Source organism: Pedobacter sp. AC212, assembly GCF_979258625.1.
Window position 1 is genome coordinate 1,560,406 of the sequence record NZ_OZ409870.1, and the last position, 16,047, is coordinate 1,576,452.

Consider the following 16,047-nt stretch of genomic DNA (forward strand, 5'->3'; position numbering starts at 1 on the left):
CATCATGATTTCTGAAGATATAAATCTTATAAAAAAGTTCAAATCAAAAAAAGTTCTGGTAATTGGAGAGTTGATTATTGATGCCTATTTTAAGGGAAGCTGCAACCGGATTGCACCAGAAGCCAGCGTTCCGGTGATCGATATTCAGGAAAAGAAATACTGCCTTGGCGGCGCAGCAAATGTTGCGGCAAACCTATCTGCCTTAGGCGCCGAAGTGTTTTTTATAAGTGTTTGCGGCAATGATGAACATGCTGAAATGGCGTTTAAGCTATTAGCATCAGCAGAAATTAAATCAGATCTAATCATCAAATCAGAGAAAAGATCAACCTTGTTTAAAACCCGAATAAGCTCTGATAGTCAACTATTGGTTCGCTTTGATGAAGGCTCAACGGCGCTATTGGATAACGATACGGAACAACTGGTGATTCATAAGCTCAAAGGCATCTACTCTGAAATAGATGGAGTTATTATTGCCGATTATGGCAAAGGGATAATGGGCACAAATCTGATTGACGAGATTGGCAAGCTCAACACCACAGGTCGTAAAATTATCGCAATAGACAGCAAAAATACCCAACAATATCTTCATATCAAACCCAACCTACTGAAACCTAATTATCAGGAAGCAGCGGCTTTGATGGATTATAAAAGTTCAATCCGACCAAATCTTGAAGAGATGTACACCTGGGGAGAATCGCTCTACCGAAAAACTGCGGCTGAAACTATTTTTCTAACTTTAGATGAGCAAGGGGTTTGTGTGTTTGATCAAGGAAAATTTAAGTTTCACAAAGCTGTGCCAGCTGTCGCAAATCCTAGTGTAAGTGGTGCCGGCGATACATTTTTGGCAACAGCTATGATGGCTTTTACCAGCGGTGCCAATTTAACAATTGTAACAGATTTAGCCATTACCGCTGCTCACCAGGTGGTATCAAAACCTCAAACTGCTGTGTTAAATTTAACTGAATGGATGCAAGGATTTTCTTCCCGAAGCAAATTAATGCAAAACCAGAAATACATTCGTGAAGCCATAGCACTTTTGAAAATGCAAGGTAAAAAGATTGTATTTACTAATGGCTGTTTCGATATTCTTCATAGCGGACATGTAAGTTATTTGAAAGGAGCAAAAGCCCGCGGAGATGTGTTGATCGTTGGACTGAATAATGATGAAAGCATTAAAAGATTAAAAGGAGAAAGCCGGCCAATAAATAAACTTCAAGATAGGGTAGAGGTGCTTTCTGAGCTAAGCTGCATCGATTTTATTATCCCATTCGGAAAGGCAGGAGACGATACGCCAATATCACTGCTGAAGCTGGTAAAACCAAACACCTTTGTTAAAGGTGGCGATTATCAGGGTAAATATCTTCCTGAAGGAGAGATACTCAAAAAACTGGGTTGTGAAATAATTTTCCTTCCTATGGTGGCCGATCGCTCTACTACGAAAACCATTAGTAAAATAAGGGAAAGCAATGCCTTTGTTTCCGCCATAACCGTTAACTGATGAATTTTAGCGATTGCAAAAACGTGTTGGTCATTCGTCCTGATAATATGGGCGATTTGCTCATGTCTAGTCCAGCTATTCGAGCCTTAAAAAATGTTTCCAATTGCAAGATTACTGTGCTTTGTTCGGCTAAAGCTGCGGCTGTAGCTGGAATGATAGGAGAAATTGATGCCACTATCGTATTTGATCTTCCCTGGTTAAAATTCGAGACTCCGCAGAACGAAAATTTAACTGCTTTAATAGATCGCTTGAAGGAAAAATCTTTCGATGCCTGTGTGGTTTTCAACGTCTATAGTCAAAATCCGGCTCCTTGCCTCATGCTTGCTTATCTGGCAGAGATTCCGCTACGGGCGGCTTATGCGAAAGAGAATCTTTATGGCTTACTTACCCATTGGTTGCCCGATGATGAACCTTTTTTTACCATCCGTCATCAGGTTGAGCGGGATTTGAACCTGGCTGGCTTTTTAGGTGGAGAGATCACAAATAAACAGATCAGCATAAAAGAGCCATCAGTAGCAATACAGGCGCAGGTGATGAGTGATTTCAAATTATCTCCTGCTGGTTATTTTGTTTTACATGCAGGTGTATCCGAAAAAAAGCGGCAGTATCCTAAATCACATTGGATAGAAATTGGAAATATGCTTTATGAAAAATATCGCCTGCCTATTGTGCTTACCGGATCGAAGGAGGAGAATGAGTTTAATGATTCGCTTGCAAAACAAATAGCTGGCAAGGTATTAAATTTAGCTGGAAAGTTAGATTTAGCGGGCTTAGCTGCAATCATTAAACAGGCCAAGTGTATGGTTAGCGTTAACACAGGTCCCATGCATTTGGCCGTTGCGTATCAAAAAACGTTGATCGCTTTGTATGCGCAAAGCAATCCGCAACATAAACCCTATCACACTTTACACAGCGTTCTGGAATACTCTGTTCCTGTAACTTTACAAAGCTCCAATCAAATTATCCGTTTCGTCAACGATAAATTGTATCAGCAGTTTATCCCTTATCCGAGTCCGCAAGAGGTAATTGATGCGCTTGATTCGGTACTGCGAGAAGTAAGTGATCAATAACGGCTTGTTTTACGGTTTCAAAATTTGGAGACTTCGTCCAATCTATGGTGTAATGGATGGATCGGTCGGTGGGCGCCCATCGCTCTGGCTCTCCATCCATGCTAATAATTACACTTTTTACTTTGAGGCCTGCCGCGATATGTGATATGCCGGTGCAGTTGGCAACCAAACCTGATGAATTTTTGACCAAAACCCCTAATGTGCCTAAATCTGTTTTCCCTGTTAAATTAAGGGGCTTTTGTCGCATTTCGCAGCTAACGTTGAAGGCGAGTTCTGCCTCATCTTTCGTGCCTGTTAAAACAATTTGAAAGCCATGGGCAAAACACAAATCTGCAATTTGAGCAAAATAAGAAGCAGGCCATTGACGCCACGCCGCTCTCGAGCCAGGATGGATGCAAATATATTTCTCCGTAAGGGGAAATTGCTGTGCTTCAAACCTTTTATAATCATCATCAAAAAGTGGATATTCCATTTCGGTGTCATCTACTTTAAGTCCCAAAGCGGATATTAATTTAAGGTGGCGAGAGCTTTCATGCTCAAAATTGGGATAACGCATCATTAAAGGATTACTGATCAGCTCATCTTCATCGATAGAAAAACCAGCCAGATTTTTTGGCTCCAGTTTAGCTAGCATATCATTAACGATGGTGCCATTTCCCTGCATCTGAAGAATCAAATCATAATATTTATGGTGGATTTCTTCTGAAAACCTTTTAAATTCACTCTCGTCGAAATCCTGTTCAGGCAAACCTGGATAACCAGGAAATGGGATAAACTCATCAAAATAAGTAGAAAAACGTTCAATCAAGCTTTTGCTTCCGGGCAAACCAATGTAACTGATATGCGCTGCCGGAAAATTTAGGCGTAAATTTCTTAGAGCTGGAATACTGCATAAAATGTCACCCAGCTGTAGTGCCCTAAAAACTGCAATTTGTCTTATTTCGTTTCTGTTCGATAACATTAAAAAAGTAATTTTCTAAATTTTAACATGCCGTATCCTCTCCAGTAAACAGAAAGAAATGGAATCAGCAAAGAAGTAACCAGCATTTCTGATAGGTGCCCTGCTAACTTTTGAGTGTGCTTTATACGCCTGAGGAAAAAGCCACCCAGCGGTAAGAGCATTAAAATAATAGCCAGTTTAGCCAAGTTTTTATGTCCAGTGCTCAGTGCTATTATCGAAAGCAAAAAAAGTAAAATGATCAGGTAGTAATTCAATATTGATTGATGAATTTTCTGCTTGTATAGTTCAGGATACTTTTTGAAAAGCAGCACATCATACAACCCTTTTTTTTGTTCTTTTAAACTTACGCCCCATTTTGCCGATCGTACTGGGTGAACAACAACAGCAGCGTTGTTTCGCCAAATAGGAATTTTATTTTGAATCAGCTTAAATTCTAAATCAGAGTCTTCCCGCCACGCTAAACCAAAACGTTCATCAAAACCACCAACCTCTATTAATGCCTGTTTGGTGCATGCGCAGTTTGCCGTTATAAAGGCAGCTGTTTCTAAACCTGCCGTATTCATTTCAAAATCACTGGGCTGTTTGGGTAGCGGAACGACAGTTCTGCCAGTGTAGGCCACCATTTTTTCGAAGTGATAATTTTCCAGAATTTTCAATAACCAATTTTCATCGGGCAAGCAATCATCATCTGTAAAAGCAATTAACTCATGCTTGGCTTGCAACCATCCTAAGTTCCGGGCAGCAGCCGGGCCTTTTTTGGTGCTGGTATGTAGTAAAGACAGGTTTAGCCTGAGATTTTTTAACTCTAGTAATTCATCATCTGTTGCGGAGTAAGGCCCATCATGTACCACTAAAATCTCAAAGTCATCCGCGTTTAAGGTTTGTCTTTCTAACGCCGATAAACATTTAAGCAGTAATTTCGGCCTGTTGTAAGTTGGAATAACGACTGATATTTTTTTCTGCATCATTTTTCAAGATTAAAAAAGAACCCATAATTAAAGCATCGAATGGCGAACCCCAGAAACACTCCACTGCATCTCTAGGAGTGCATACAATGGGTTTTCCTAAAGTATTAAATGAAGTATTGACCAAAACCGGGACGCCAGTTTTCTCTTTGAAAGCTTTTAATAAAGCGTAGTAAGCCGGATGTTGATCCTGGTTGATGGTTTGAATTCTCGCCGTTCCGTCGGTATGCCTTACCGCTGGGATTTTATCTGCCGCTTCGGGCAATACATCGTGTACGAAAAGCATAAAGGGCGATTTTTGCGCATCTTTAAACCAAAGATGGGCCTCTTCTTCGAGCACTACGGGTGCCACTGGTCTAAAATCTTCACGATCTTTTACTTCATTTAACCGTGCCTGCATTTGTGGTGAAATGGGCGACGCAAGAATTGATCTGCTTCCTAACGCTCTCGGGCCAAACTCCATTCTCCCCTGGAACCAGCCAATAATCATATCTTTTGCAAGTAATTCGGCAGTCTCTTGTGCGGGATTTTCCATTTTTTGATAAGGTATTTTTGCAAGTTTCAAAAAGGCCTCGCTTTCATCATCAGAAAATGAAGGACCCCAATACACATGATCCATTATAAAATCGCGTTGCTTTGGTTTACGTTCCTGCAAATCAACATAGATCGCTGCGCCAAGCGCCGTTCCCGAATCGCCAGCTGCCGGCTGTACCCAAACCTGGTCGAAATTGCTTAGATCGCGGATCCGAGCATTGAGTACGCAATTGAGCGCAACGCCACCTGCCATCACTAAATTCTTACTTTTTGTGGTGCTCTGAAGATAATTAACCAGTTCTAACGCCGATTCTTCCAGCACATATTGTAGCGAACGGGCCAGATCAAAATGAAATGCCGTAAATGGCTCATGCCTTAAGCGTGCAGGACCAAACCTCGCGGTGAGGTTTTCATTTTCGATAGTATATTGTCCATTCTTTCCAAGTTGGATGATCTCTCTGAAATCCTTGATAAATTCTGGTTTTCCATACGAGGCCAAAGCCATCACTTTATATTCATCAGAAGAATGAAGGAAGCCCAAATGTGTCGTTAAATTTTCATAAAGTAGACCTAGCGAATGAGGTAGCGGCACTTCACTTATCCGCAGCATTTCGGTTCCAGTGCCAATTCCATAGGTTGTAGAGGTCGTTTCTCCACGTCCATCCAAAGTTAAAATGGCAGCCTCATTAAAAGGAGATGGGTAATAAGCGCTTGCAGCGTGAGCCGTATGATGCTCTACGAAATGCCACTGCCAATCGTTCACAGTGCTGCCGTAAAAACGCTTTTGCAAATGGTGAGGCCATCCATCAACCAACTGTGCGGGCGCATTTAAAATCAATGATAAGAATAAATTATCCCAGGGATTTGTATGGCTAGCCTGCTGAAATTTTTGTGGCGCAAAAGGGATTTTGCAGTAAGCATCCTGCGCTTGCCCTTCCGGAATTAATAAATAAGGGTCGAAAGAATATGCAATATGATCGACATCTTTTAAATGAATGCCGGCAACTTTAAGACAATAATCGATCGCGTGAAAAGGTAGCTCGTAGGTGCTAAATGGGATAGGGCGTTTGCCATGTTTAAAATGAGTAAAACGCTCTTCTTCTGCGGCAGCTAAGAGCTGGCCATTTTTTAATATACAAGCTGATGAATCGTGGAAAACAGCGTTGATGCCAAGTACATACATTAAATTAAAGTTTTGAGTGATTGAAAATGATTGACTAGAGTTTCTGAAATTGTACTATCATCAGAAACTATTTGGGAAATAAAACACTGTAAAATTCTTCCTTCATAACTTGAATCTAAGTTATAGAAGCAACACGATCTCAATTTGGAAAGTTTAGTTTGAACTCCTCTCAAAATCAAACCATTTAAATAAGTTTTTTTCGCAACCAGTTGTTGTACAGCGTTTTGTATGATTATTCAATTATCTGTTGCGATAAAAACAAGTATTTTTTAGGAAGATTTCAGTATAAAACACAAGGAGGTGTGTTCCATTCTACGGAGGCTTTACACACTAAAACAATGCAATTAGTCATTAATCATTTTTTGTAAATCGAGCGCATTCATTGCCGCATAAGCATCCTGATCATTATCGAAATAGAAATAAACCTGTTTTTTTTCTGCCAGCCATTTTTTAGCCAGCTGTGCCCATTCGGTCAGCTGTTTTTGATCATATTTCCCTTGATATTTATCTCCAGGGCCATGCAGCCTGACGTAAACAAAATTGGCAGTGGTTAAAATTGGCGATTGATGCCCTGCCAGATGGTATATGCAGAAGGCGCAGTTATGTTGCTCAAGCAGGTCGTAAACAGCAGGGGTATACCATGAACTTTCTCTAAACTCAAAAGTATATTGAAAACCTTTGGGTAGCATTTTCAGAAAAGAATCTAAGCGCTCGATATTTAGTTTCCATTTTGGAGGAAGCTGAAAAAGTATCGGACCCAGCTTTTCGCCCAATGCAGCACAGGCATCGAGGAAATTATTGACATCGACGGTTGTCACTTTCAGCTTTTTTAAATGGGTAAAATAGCGATTGGCTTTTACTGCAAAAATAAAATCATCGGGCACGCTATCTCGCCAGGCTTCGAAATTGGCCTTTTTTGGCTGGCGGTAAAAGGAATTATTTAGTTCAACTGTTTTAAACTTCGAAGTATAATATTCCAGCTGATCCTTTTTTTTAAGATCAGCCGGATAAAAAATATTCTCCCAATGCGGATAATGCCAGCCTGAGGTGCCAATGAAAGCTCTTTCTGGTTGCATATTATTAGGTTAAATAATCTTCAGGCCTGTAGAACTGAAATAATAAGCTTTAGTGGTTGGCACTCAGCAATTACTCATTTCCATTGAAATTAAACAGGCTCTTCATTGATACAACCGTCAAAAATTATTCTGGTTTTGGCAAATTGCAATTGAATAGGTCATTGGGTGGTTTATCAGCATTTAATTAAAATCGCCGCTAACGTTTCTGATATTGTAATTTTTAAGGTATTTCCTGAGCAGCGCCCGGGCCATGTGGATATGCGTTTTTATGGTTCCTAAAGGCAAATTAAGTTCTTCGGCTATTTCACTGTACTTATATCCTTCAACGTAGGCAATAAACGGCAATCTGTAGCTGTCGGGCAATAAACTGAGTGCCTTTTCGATATCTTGAATCATGAGTTTTCCTGCAGATTCATTGGCAACAGCGCCAAGCAACATGGAGGAGTCTGCTAAATCATCGCTACTACTCATTATCGCTCTTTTTTTAGCCACCTTCCGATAGGAATTGATGAATGTATTGCGCATAATCATGAATAGCCATCCTTTGAAATTGGTACCTTCTTCAAATTTTTTACTAAAACGAAAAGCTTTAATCAGGGTCTCTTGCACAAGGTCGTCTGCATCATCTAAATTCTTTGTAAATTTTAATGCATTTGACCTAAGCCTGCCCATTTGATTACTGATGTGATCTGAAAATTCTATAGCGTCCATGTGGTTCGATTTTAGCTAATCAGCCACAAAGGGTATTCCACAGAAATCAGAAAAAAGCTTCGGTGTAAATACCCTTTTGGCTATAAATGATGCTTATCGCTTACAAAACGCCATATTTCAGCCATTGCTTCAACTCCTAAAATATAACAAATCGGTATTTCGCTTAGCGCTACAAGTATTTCTACTTCTTAAAGTTGTATCAAAAATCTACACTAGTATATGAGCATTGTGTAATATATCGGCAGTTTAAATTAATTTAAAAAGCCATTTACTACGGCAAAGCGGATTAAGGCGGCAGTATTTTTCGAGCCTGTTTTATCGATGAGCATTTGCCTGTGCCCTTCAACTGTTCTTTTGCTTAAAAATAGTTTATCGGCCATTTCCTGATTGGTAAATCCCTCAGCAATTAGATGCAAAACTTCAATCTCCCGCATGGATAAATCAATGCGTTGGTTAGCCAGTTCTGATTGCTGCACCAGGTTTTGGGTAAAACGATCGAGTAATTTTTGCGACAGCTCTGTACAAAGATATTTGGTGCCATTATTCACTGTTTTTAGGGCAAAAAGCATTTCATCTTCATTTACATTTTTTAAAAGATAACCGCAGCTTCCTTCTAAAAATGCCTGAGCCACATATTTTTCATTATCGAGCATAGATAACACAATGGCTTTAACAGAAGGGAAATCTGTTTTAAGCTTTTTGATCAATTCAATTCCATCCATTTCTGGCATGTTGATATCGGTGAGTACAATATCCGGTTGCATGCCAGAATGGAGTAAATCAAGCACTTCCAATCCATTTCTCGCTTCGGCAATCACTTCCACTCCAGGCTGCGCTTCCAATAATAATTTAATGCCGTTCCTTACGATCACGTGATCTTCGGCAAGTATAATCTTTAACATAATTCCATCTATTCGATAGGTTTACTCACCAATTCGAGCATTCCTTTTAGTCTTTCTATGTGGTCTTTTAACTCTGAAGCTCTTCTGGTTTGATCTTGTGCCAAACTTACAGGTTGTTCCAGTTTTAAACGATTGGTGAGAATGAAATTGCGGCGTTCCTCCATCATTCTTATCGCCACCCACAGCGTTTCCTCTGTTTTTTCGATATACTTTTGCTGTAAAACATGATCAGTAAATGAATGTCCGGTAAAGCAGCGGTACCTGATGTTGGCCTGCTCCTCAATTTTGGTTAATACGCCACCACAATCCGGGCAGGTTAATGCCGTAGCTTCACCAAGTTCGCTGGTTTGTTCGTAACCACTTACCATCCGTATGGTTATTTCTGATTCTTTTTTTAGCTTTTCAGAAACTGAAGAAGGCTCGCAGGCTTCTCTTGTATAAATATCTGATAAAATAAAACCCATATCTACTAAAGGTACTCTATAGTCAACATCAATGTTATTGATTACGCTGGTTGGCATATCGGCAAATTCGGCCTCATCTGGTTCCTGTACAATACATTTTCCTCCAGCTTCTTTAATGGCGATCATGCCCGATGTACCATCATCTAATAAACCTGTAAGGATAATCCCGGTTACGCAAGAATCGTAAGCGGCGGCTGCGGTGCGGAAAAGAACATCGATAGCGGGGCGCCAATAGTTTTCCTTTGCTCCCTTTGTTATCGAAATGGTGCCTTTGGTAATCACCATATGTGCATCGATAGGAGCGAGGTAAGCTTTTCCTTTTGCTATAGGCGTATTATTTTCAGGGATTTGTACTGATACATTCGAATGTCGGTTTAATATCGAAAGTACCGTAAGCGGATTAGCGTCCCTGCTTAAATGAATAACGATAAATATCGCTGCATCTATATCATGAGGAAGTGTAGAGAGTAATTTGGATACTGCAGAGATTCCTCCGGCAGATGCGCCAATTACAATAATATTTCTGATTTCCTGTTTATCCATTGAATTTTAATTTTAATCTTTTGCTGGAAAGGAAATTGCGAAGTGTGCTCCTTTCTCATTTTTGATTTCTATTTTTCCGTTTAGTAATGAAACCCTGTTTTTAATTCCTCGTAAACCCGATCCTTGTTTAAAGGAGTCTTCCAGGTTGTGGGCAAAGCCTTGTCCTTCATCTTTAACAACAATATTTACCTCATCTTTTTCCATGCACAAATTCACGGTTGCACTATTGGTGCCGGAGTGTTTAATGCTATTGTTTAACAGTTCTTGTATAATGCGGAAAGTGTAGAGTTGCGTTTCTTTGCTTAATGAGTTACTTCGTTTATCTATGGTGGTATTTACTTTAAACCCGATCTGGTTAAGGCGTTGTACCATATCATTTATCCCTGCGGTAAAACCGAAATCTTTTAAGATAGATGGTGTGAGTTCTACAGATATTGTTCTGAGCTCGTTGATAGCTTCATTGAGCATGAAGTTAATGTTATCAAATTCGCCACCTATTACCTTTTGCTTGTTTAGGCGGCCAAGGTTAAAACGGATTCCATAAAGGGTTTGGCAAACGCTATCATGCAGGGCCGCACTTATTCTCGATCGTTCTTTTTCCTGTGCCTCAATAGCTGCCTTGCGCAACATTCGGCGGTTAAATTTTTCGTTTTCTTCGGCTATTTCCAGGTTTCGTACCCGATCTGTTATATCAGTTAAAATACCCGCAAAGTAGCTTTCGCCATAAAGCGGATGTACCGCCTTGCCTTTTACCAGAATAATTTTTGGTGTTTTTCTATGTTGCTTTAATCTGAGCTGAAGATCAATTTCAAGATTATCGACACAGTTGGAGAACAAAAAATCAAGCTTCGGTCGGTCTTCTTCAACAAATAAATGAGTAAGTGACAGTAAATCGGGTTGCTCAACGCCGTTGTTAATGTTCAGTATATCTTTGCTATACCCATCTAAAAAGATCGCTTTACCTCTTGCTTTAACCATCCAGGTGCCCGTAAGTGAGGCCTTTAAGGTCTGGTTAAGCCGCTCGGTGGTTTCCCACAAAGCCTGTTGCGATTTTTTGGTCTGTGTAACATCAGTGATCGTAACATAATAAGAATTGTAACCATATAAAGCTGATGTTCCTTTAATTCCATCGAGCTGCACATATTTGGTTAAGGTGTTCTTCGTTTTAATTCTAACCTCGCAACTTAAACGCTCCTGTGCTGTTGCTAAATCTGCAAAGAAAGCATTAAACGTATGGAGCGAATCTTTAACAATAAACGCTTCGAATTTTGTGCCGCTTATACTTCCCCGGGGGATATATAAAAGTGATGAACCCGTTTGGTTAATTTCCCGGATGAAACCATCTTCATCTAAAATAAGGTAACCAACGGGTGCTGCATTAAATAATTCTCCAAATTTCATTCGCTCAATTTCGAGCGATTGGTGTGACGCTTTTAATTCTTCGTTTTGTAATTGCAGCTCGAGTTCATAAAGCTCAAGCTCATTAAATAATCTAACCGACTCTTCTTCATTCCCATTGCCAATTGCCGAACTTTTTAACAACAGTTGTTCGGCCCTTGCTCTAAGCGCACCAGAAACCGTTTCGGTAGTTATGGTATCCTTATTTTTCAATTTATTTTTCCTTAAACTTAAGTATCAAAAGGTCCAGTCCATCTGCGTCAGCTGTAGTCCTTTGTATTGATATTTCTAAATTCAACAAGCCAATGCCGTTGAAATGATGTTGTTCATAAAATTTTTCTTCAACAGGTACTGGTACAGATAGTTTTTCTGCCAACAGTTCCATATTCCATTTATTACTAACAATTTCTAAAAAAGAAAGTTCTCTGATTTCTGAAACCATGAGGTGAAACAGGCTTGAAAAAGATTTATTGCAGGCCAATACTTTTCTTTCAGAATCTAAAATTACGGTAGCTTCAGAAAATTGATCAATTACACTTTGGGTATATTTTAATAAGCCCTGAATTTGCCCGGTTAATGATTTTAACGGTGTTATTTTAGTAAACGTAAGTACTGCACCACTAATAAAGTTATCCATTGTGCGGTAAGGCATAATGCGAAGATTATACCAGTCATTTTTTTTCGTTTTCACCTCCAGCTCGCGTCCATTTAAAGTAGAAATTACTTCGTTTATGGTTTTTTCGATGGCCGGATATTCGAAATTCGATACAATGTGGGTAATCGACCGGCCAACATCCGAAAGAATTACATTGAAGAGTTTGGTAACCTGGGGCGTAAAACGAAGGATATTCAGTTGATTATCTAAAAATATAGTACCTATCTCGATATTATCAAGCAGGTTTTTCATGTCGTTATTTAACTGCGTTAATTCTTCGGCCTTGGTTTGATATTGAAGATTGATCGTCATCAGCTCTTCATTAAGCGATTGCATTTCTTCTTTTGTGGTTAAAGCCTCTTCGTTGGTACTTTGTAATTCTTCATTGGTACTCTGGAGTTCCTCATTGGTTGATTTAAGCTCCTCCAGAGAGGTTTCCATTTGTTCTATAGTGGTGTGTAACTGTTGCTTGGTATAGCTTAATTCTTTTTCCAGTTCTTCTACTACAGCTTCGCTCACATTATGGGTTGGCTTAGTTTTACGCGTCGTTTTTTTTGCAACACTTTCGTGAAAAGTAACCAATAACATGCCCTGCAATGCCATTTCATGAATGTAATCGACCACAATACTGACTACCAGTTGTTTATCCTGATCTTTGAGTTTAAGATCGTTAACTTCTATCCGGCTTTTTCTTGCATGCGCCTGATGTATCGCATTGCCCAACACGTATTTCAATTCCTCCCGAATCATTCGGTGAATATTCATCACCGCTTCGCCGGGATGTAATTGGATAAACCTTTGGGTAGAACCATTGATATAAAGTATTTCGCCTTTATCGTTTAACAGCAGCGATGGGGGAGTATAATTATCGAGCAAAACCTTGTTGAAATGTTCTGCTATCGGGTGCTGCTTGCCACCTTTTGTGCTACTTTCTGATTTTACCAATTTATCCTGATTGGCAATATGAAACGGAAAATCGAGTAGCTTGCCCATGGATGGAACACCTTCTTTCCGTTCGAAAATTTTCCACTTCGAATCGATGTTATTAAAAAATTCCTGAAAACCACTCACCGATTCGGCAGGACCTAAAAATAAAAGTCCGTTCACATTTAGTGAATAGTGGAAGATGGGAATGATTTTCCGCTGCAGCTCGGTAGTGAGGTAAATCATCACATTGCGGCAGCAAAGTAGATCTAAACGGGTAAAAGGCGCATCTTTAATCAGGTTATGTTGTGCAAATACAATCATTTCCCTAATTTCTTTTTTCACTACATAGCCGTTGTTCTTTTTTATAAAAAAGCGCTCGAGGCGCTGCGGACTAAGCTCTGAAACAATGTTTGAAAAATAAAAGCCAGCTCTGGCCACTTCAATCGCATTGGAATCTAAATCTGTAGCAAAAATTTGCGCTTTGGGTTTACGCTTTAAATCAAGTGCATCCAGGTATTCGGTTAAAATAATGGCAATAGTGTAAGCTTCTTCTCCGGTTGAACATCCCGCAACCCATACCCGAATGGGCTCATCGGCATTTTTGCGTCTCAGCTGTGGGTAAATCTGATCGCGTAGCTGGTCGAACGCGTGCCTATCTCTAAAAAATTTAGTTACCCCGATTAAAAGCTCATTAAACAGCACATCAATCTCCAAAGGGTTTTCCCGTAAATAATTTACATAATGTTCATAATCTGCTAATTGATGAAAAGCAATGCGGCGCTCAATTCGCCTGGATATGGTGTTCTTTTTGTACAAACTAAAATCATGGCCCGTATGCGAGCGTAAAAGCATGATTATTTTTTGAATGTGAACTTTATTGCTTTTATCAAAATCGATATCTTCTAACGAAACGCCCAGGGCAGGGTGATTTAAGTATTTTATCAACTTGCCGGGCATTTCTTCCGGAAACAGAATGTAATCTGCCTGGTAGGTTTTAATGGAAGCCAGCGGCATACTTGCAAATTCAGCACTTTCGGGGTTCTGAATCATGGTCATGCCCAGTTTTTCTTTGATCATTCGCACCCCTGTTTCTCCATCGGCACCTAAGCCAGAGAAAACAATGCCGACGGCCATATTCCACTGATCTTCAGCTAAACTTTGAAAAAAGTGATCGATACACATGTGCGCACCTTTTTCTCGATTGGCCTGAAATAACAACAAATGGCGATCGTGGATGCCTATATCGTAATTGCATGGAGATAAATAAACGTTATTTGGCGCTACTTTTACCCCATCCACTGCTTCAGATACCTGCATATCTGTAAAAGATTGCAGTGCCCCGAGATAATCGAAGGGATCGTTCTCATCCTGATGGATTACAGCAACGAAAGCCATGCCCGAATCGAGAGGCATGTGTTTAAAAAACTGTTCAAATGCAGGCAATGATCCGCTTGCGCCGCCAAGACCTATGATGGGAAAAGCATCAACTTCAATTTTTGTCAAATCTCCTTCACCTTTTATCTGCAATCGCTCCAGGTTTATTGTACCTTGTTTTTTCATTTTTGAATGACTGTGTTTTCCCTTCATGGCGCTAATTTAATCCATTAAAATTAATCGCTGCGATTTTGTTGAAGGTTTTATACTTGGATTTTAATTTAAACTATGCCTTAATTATAACCAGGAACGCACATGTTTTTGATTAAAATCCCTTGATTGAGATAGCGTTTCATTACAGAGATTATTAGGAAAAAGATGGATGATTTTTTTTAAAAAAAGCAATGCGACAAGATAAATATTCCTTTAAAGAATAAAGTACTTGTTTTTTACTAGGTACTAAACGCAAGTATGTGCGGGTACAAATACGGGTGTAATATATTTTTCAATTTTGGTGTAAGCGAAAAAAGTTATTGAATAGGATGTTCTCATATTGAAGCTTTATTGATAAAGGGATAGATATTATAGATGATTAGATTTTCATTTGCTCAAGAGAGTAGATCAAGATCGTTTTTATTGTATTGAGATTCATTAGTTAGGTGCGTCCCTTCTTAGTACGATTAGCCTATCAACCATTCTGGTTAATTTATTATAATCGAAAGGCTTAAAAATGATACCATCTGCTTTACAGGAAATGTCGTCCACCTGCGATTCTAACAAAGCAGTAATTAACATAATCGGAATATGCCCGGTATCACGATTTCTTTTGACGAGGTTGCATAAATCTCTGCCATCAGCTACATCCAGAATAATATCCATCACAATTAAATCGGGCTTGAAATTTTCAATGGAGTCATTTAACAGATCAGCCTGATTAATATTTTTAACTTGATGGTTTTGTTCTTCCAATACCAGTTGTATTACGTCAGCATTGCCTAAATCGTTATCTAATACTAATATTTTCGACATTCACTTCTATTTGGAATATAAAAATAACGAATTATCCGCTAAATATATCCCTTGCGATAACATTCAGTATTCATCCTAAAAAATTGCGTATTTAAACTTAGTAGATGAGGCCTGAAAGTGAGATATTGAATTTTCGATCAACTTAAACGAGATGTTTTTATGGAATAGGAGCGTTAAGGAACTATTTCAAAAGCGTAATCGCTTACTGAACTGAATTTATTCCGCCGCAAAACGAAATTAAATCTCACCAGATTGAGAAAAAAAACTCTGCGTTTTTTGGAGGCAAGGGAAAACCAGCATTTTACCTCATAAACATTGGTTTGCCCGTTTGTTGTTGTAGGTGTTCATCAATTAATTCACCAATTTTAGCAATATCGGCAGGAAGGAAAATGTTGTTGTGACTAGATTTCCATATTTTGCCTGCTTTGTAAATGGTGCCAACATTCTGCCCTTGTTTTAATAGCACAAATAAATAATCATCTTCAGCATCTTGTTCGCAAACAATTCTTTCTGTTTTGCCCCAATTTTTATAGCGATAATCGATTCGTATTCTATTTAATTTGCTCATAGTTGTAATGCAAGATAACAATAGGTTATCATCAGAACAACCTGTAGTGCTAAAAGTTTTGGAAATCGCTTGTCTAATAACCGGATAAAATATGACTCAAATCAATTTTATAATGTGATATTTTTAAAACCTTTCTATTTTTTATCGGGTTTTTTAAACGATGTATAATCCGTTTATTAAATAATATAA

Annotated in this window: 13 protein-coding genes; 2 read left to right on the plus strand and 11 right to left on the minus strand. The window is 39.1% G+C overall.

The genetic code is table 11. The features are described from left to right. Positions 1-4: 4 nt before the first annotated feature. Both ACZZZC_RS06660 and ACZZZC_RS06665 read left to right on the plus strand, forming a co-directional pair. Complete coding sequence (locus ACZZZC_RS06660) at positions 5-1,498, plus strand: PfkB family carbohydrate kinase (RefSeq protein ID WP_463486806.1); 1,494 nt, start codon at positions 5-7, stop codon at positions 1,496-1,498. Beyond that, the gene (locus tag ACZZZC_RS06665; RefSeq protein ID WP_463486807.1) at positions 1,498-2,568 is read left to right on the plus strand and encodes a glycosyltransferase family 9 protein; all 1,071 of its coding nucleotides are present in this window, start codon (positions 1,498-1,500) and stop codon (positions 2,566-2,568) included. Before ACZZZC_RS06660 ends, ACZZZC_RS06665 begins: the two co-directional genes overlap by 1 nt. Here ACZZZC_RS06665 and ACZZZC_RS06670 read toward each other — a convergent pair. The 11 genes from ACZZZC_RS06670 to ACZZZC_RS06720 form a co-directional block, all read right to left on the minus strand. Next, a complete protein-coding gene (locus ACZZZC_RS06670; protein ID WP_463486808.1) occupies positions 2,495-3,529 on the minus strand; it encodes a glycosyltransferase family 9 protein in 1,035 nt (344 codons plus the stop codon). The two genes, ACZZZC_RS06665 and ACZZZC_RS06670, sit on opposite strands and share 74 nt — an antisense overlap. Beyond that, the gene (locus ACZZZC_RS06675; protein WP_463486809.1) at positions 3,529-4,497 is read right to left on the minus strand and encodes a glycosyltransferase family 2 protein; all 969 of its coding nucleotides are present in this window, start codon (positions 4,495-4,497) and stop codon (positions 3,529-3,531) included. The genes ACZZZC_RS06670 and ACZZZC_RS06675 overlap by 1 nt, the downstream gene beginning before the upstream one ends. After that, positions 4,436-6,211, minus strand: coding sequence for a carbamoyltransferase family protein (locus ACZZZC_RS06680; protein ID WP_463485366.1), 1,776 nt, complete (start codon positions 6,209-6,211; stop codon positions 4,436-4,438). Before ACZZZC_RS06680 ends, ACZZZC_RS06675 begins: the two co-directional genes overlap by 62 nt. A gap of 344 nt (positions 6,212-6,555) precedes the next feature. Then, positions 6,556-7,287, minus strand: a complete 732-nt coding sequence (locus ACZZZC_RS06685; RefSeq protein WP_463485367.1) for a DUF72 domain-containing protein — start codon at positions 7,285-7,287, stop codon at positions 6,556-6,558. 180 nt (positions 7,288-7,467) lie between these two features. Beyond that, positions 7,468-7,998: an RNA polymerase sigma factor gene (locus tag ACZZZC_RS06690; RefSeq protein WP_463485368.1), complete on the minus strand. Its 531-nt coding sequence runs from the start codon at positions 7,996-7,998 to the stop codon at positions 7,468-7,470. Positions 7,999-8,249: 251 nt separating this feature from the next. Continuing rightward, positions 8,250-8,900, minus strand: a complete 651-nt coding sequence (locus tag ACZZZC_RS06695) for a response regulator transcription factor (protein WP_463485369.1) — start codon at positions 8,898-8,900, stop codon at positions 8,250-8,252. Between the two features lie 8 nt (positions 8,901-8,908). Further along, on the minus strand, positions 8,909-9,907 hold the full coding sequence (locus ACZZZC_RS06700) for a chemotaxis protein CheB (protein WP_463485370.1): 999 nt from the start codon (positions 9,905-9,907) through the stop codon (positions 8,909-8,911). A gap of 12 nt (positions 9,908-9,919) precedes the next feature. Further along, on the minus strand, positions 9,920-11,518 hold the full coding sequence (locus ACZZZC_RS06705; protein ID WP_463486810.1) for a PAS domain-containing sensor histidine kinase: 1,599 nt from the start codon (positions 11,516-11,518) through the stop codon (positions 9,920-9,922). Position 11,519: 1 nt separating this feature from the next. After that, a complete protein-coding gene (locus ACZZZC_RS06710) occupies positions 11,520-14,474 on the minus strand; it encodes a CheR family methyltransferase (RefSeq protein WP_463485372.1) in 2,955 nt (984 codons plus the stop codon). A 438-nt stretch (positions 14,475-14,912) separates the two neighbouring features. Continuing rightward, on the minus strand, positions 14,913-15,290 hold the full coding sequence (locus tag ACZZZC_RS06715) for a response regulator (RefSeq protein ID WP_463485373.1): 378 nt from the start codon (positions 15,288-15,290) through the stop codon (positions 14,913-14,915). A gap of 301 nt (positions 15,291-15,591) precedes the next feature. Next, positions 15,592-15,858, minus strand: coding sequence for a hypothetical protein (locus tag ACZZZC_RS06720; protein WP_463485374.1), 267 nt, complete (start codon positions 15,856-15,858; stop codon positions 15,592-15,594). Between the last annotated feature and the right edge of the window lie 189 nt (positions 15,859-16,047).

Bases quoted from the DNA above. Each gene is read 5' to 3' on its own strand.
- ACZZZC_RS06660 (WP_463486806.1), top strand. From the start codon at position 5: ATGATTTCTGAAGATATAAATCTTATAAAAAAGTTCAAATCAAAAAAA.
- ACZZZC_RS06665 (WP_463486807.1), top strand. From the start codon at position 1,498: ATGAATTTTAGCGATTGCAAAAACGTGTTGGTCATTCGTCCTGATAAT.
- ACZZZC_RS06670 (WP_463486808.1), bottom strand. From the start codon at position 3,529: ATGTTATCGAACAGAAACGAAATAAGACAAATTGCAGTTTTTAGGGCA.
- ACZZZC_RS06675 (WP_463486809.1), bottom strand. From the start codon at position 4,497: ATGATGCAGAAAAAAATATCAGTCGTTATTCCAACTTACAACAGGCCG.
- ACZZZC_RS06680 (WP_463485366.1), bottom strand. From the start codon at position 6,211: ATGTATGTACTTGGCATCAACGCTGTTTTCCACGATTCATCAGCTTGT.
- ACZZZC_RS06685 (WP_463485367.1), bottom strand. From the start codon at position 7,287: ATGCAACCAGAAAGAGCTTTCATTGGCACCTCAGGCTGGCATTATCCG.
- ACZZZC_RS06690 (WP_463485368.1), bottom strand. From the start codon at position 7,998: ATGGACGCTATAGAATTTTCAGATCACATCAGTAATCAAATGGGCAGG.
- ACZZZC_RS06695 (WP_463485369.1), bottom strand. From the start codon at position 8,900: ATGTTAAAGATTATACTTGCCGAAGATCACGTGATCGTAAGGAACGGC.
- ACZZZC_RS06700 (WP_463485370.1), bottom strand. From the start codon at position 9,907: ATGGATAAACAGGAAATCAGAAATATTATTGTAATTGGCGCATCTGCC.
- ACZZZC_RS06710 (WP_463485372.1), bottom strand. From the start codon at position 14,474: ATGAAGGGAAAACACAGTCATTCAAAAATGAAAAAACAAGGTACAATA.
- ACZZZC_RS06715 (WP_463485373.1), bottom strand. From the start codon at position 15,290: ATGTCGAAAATATTAGTATTAGATAACGATTTAGGCAATGCTGACGTA.
- ACZZZC_RS06720 (WP_463485374.1), bottom strand. From the start codon at position 15,858: ATGAGCAAATTAAATAGAATACGAATCGATTATCGCTATAAAAATTGG.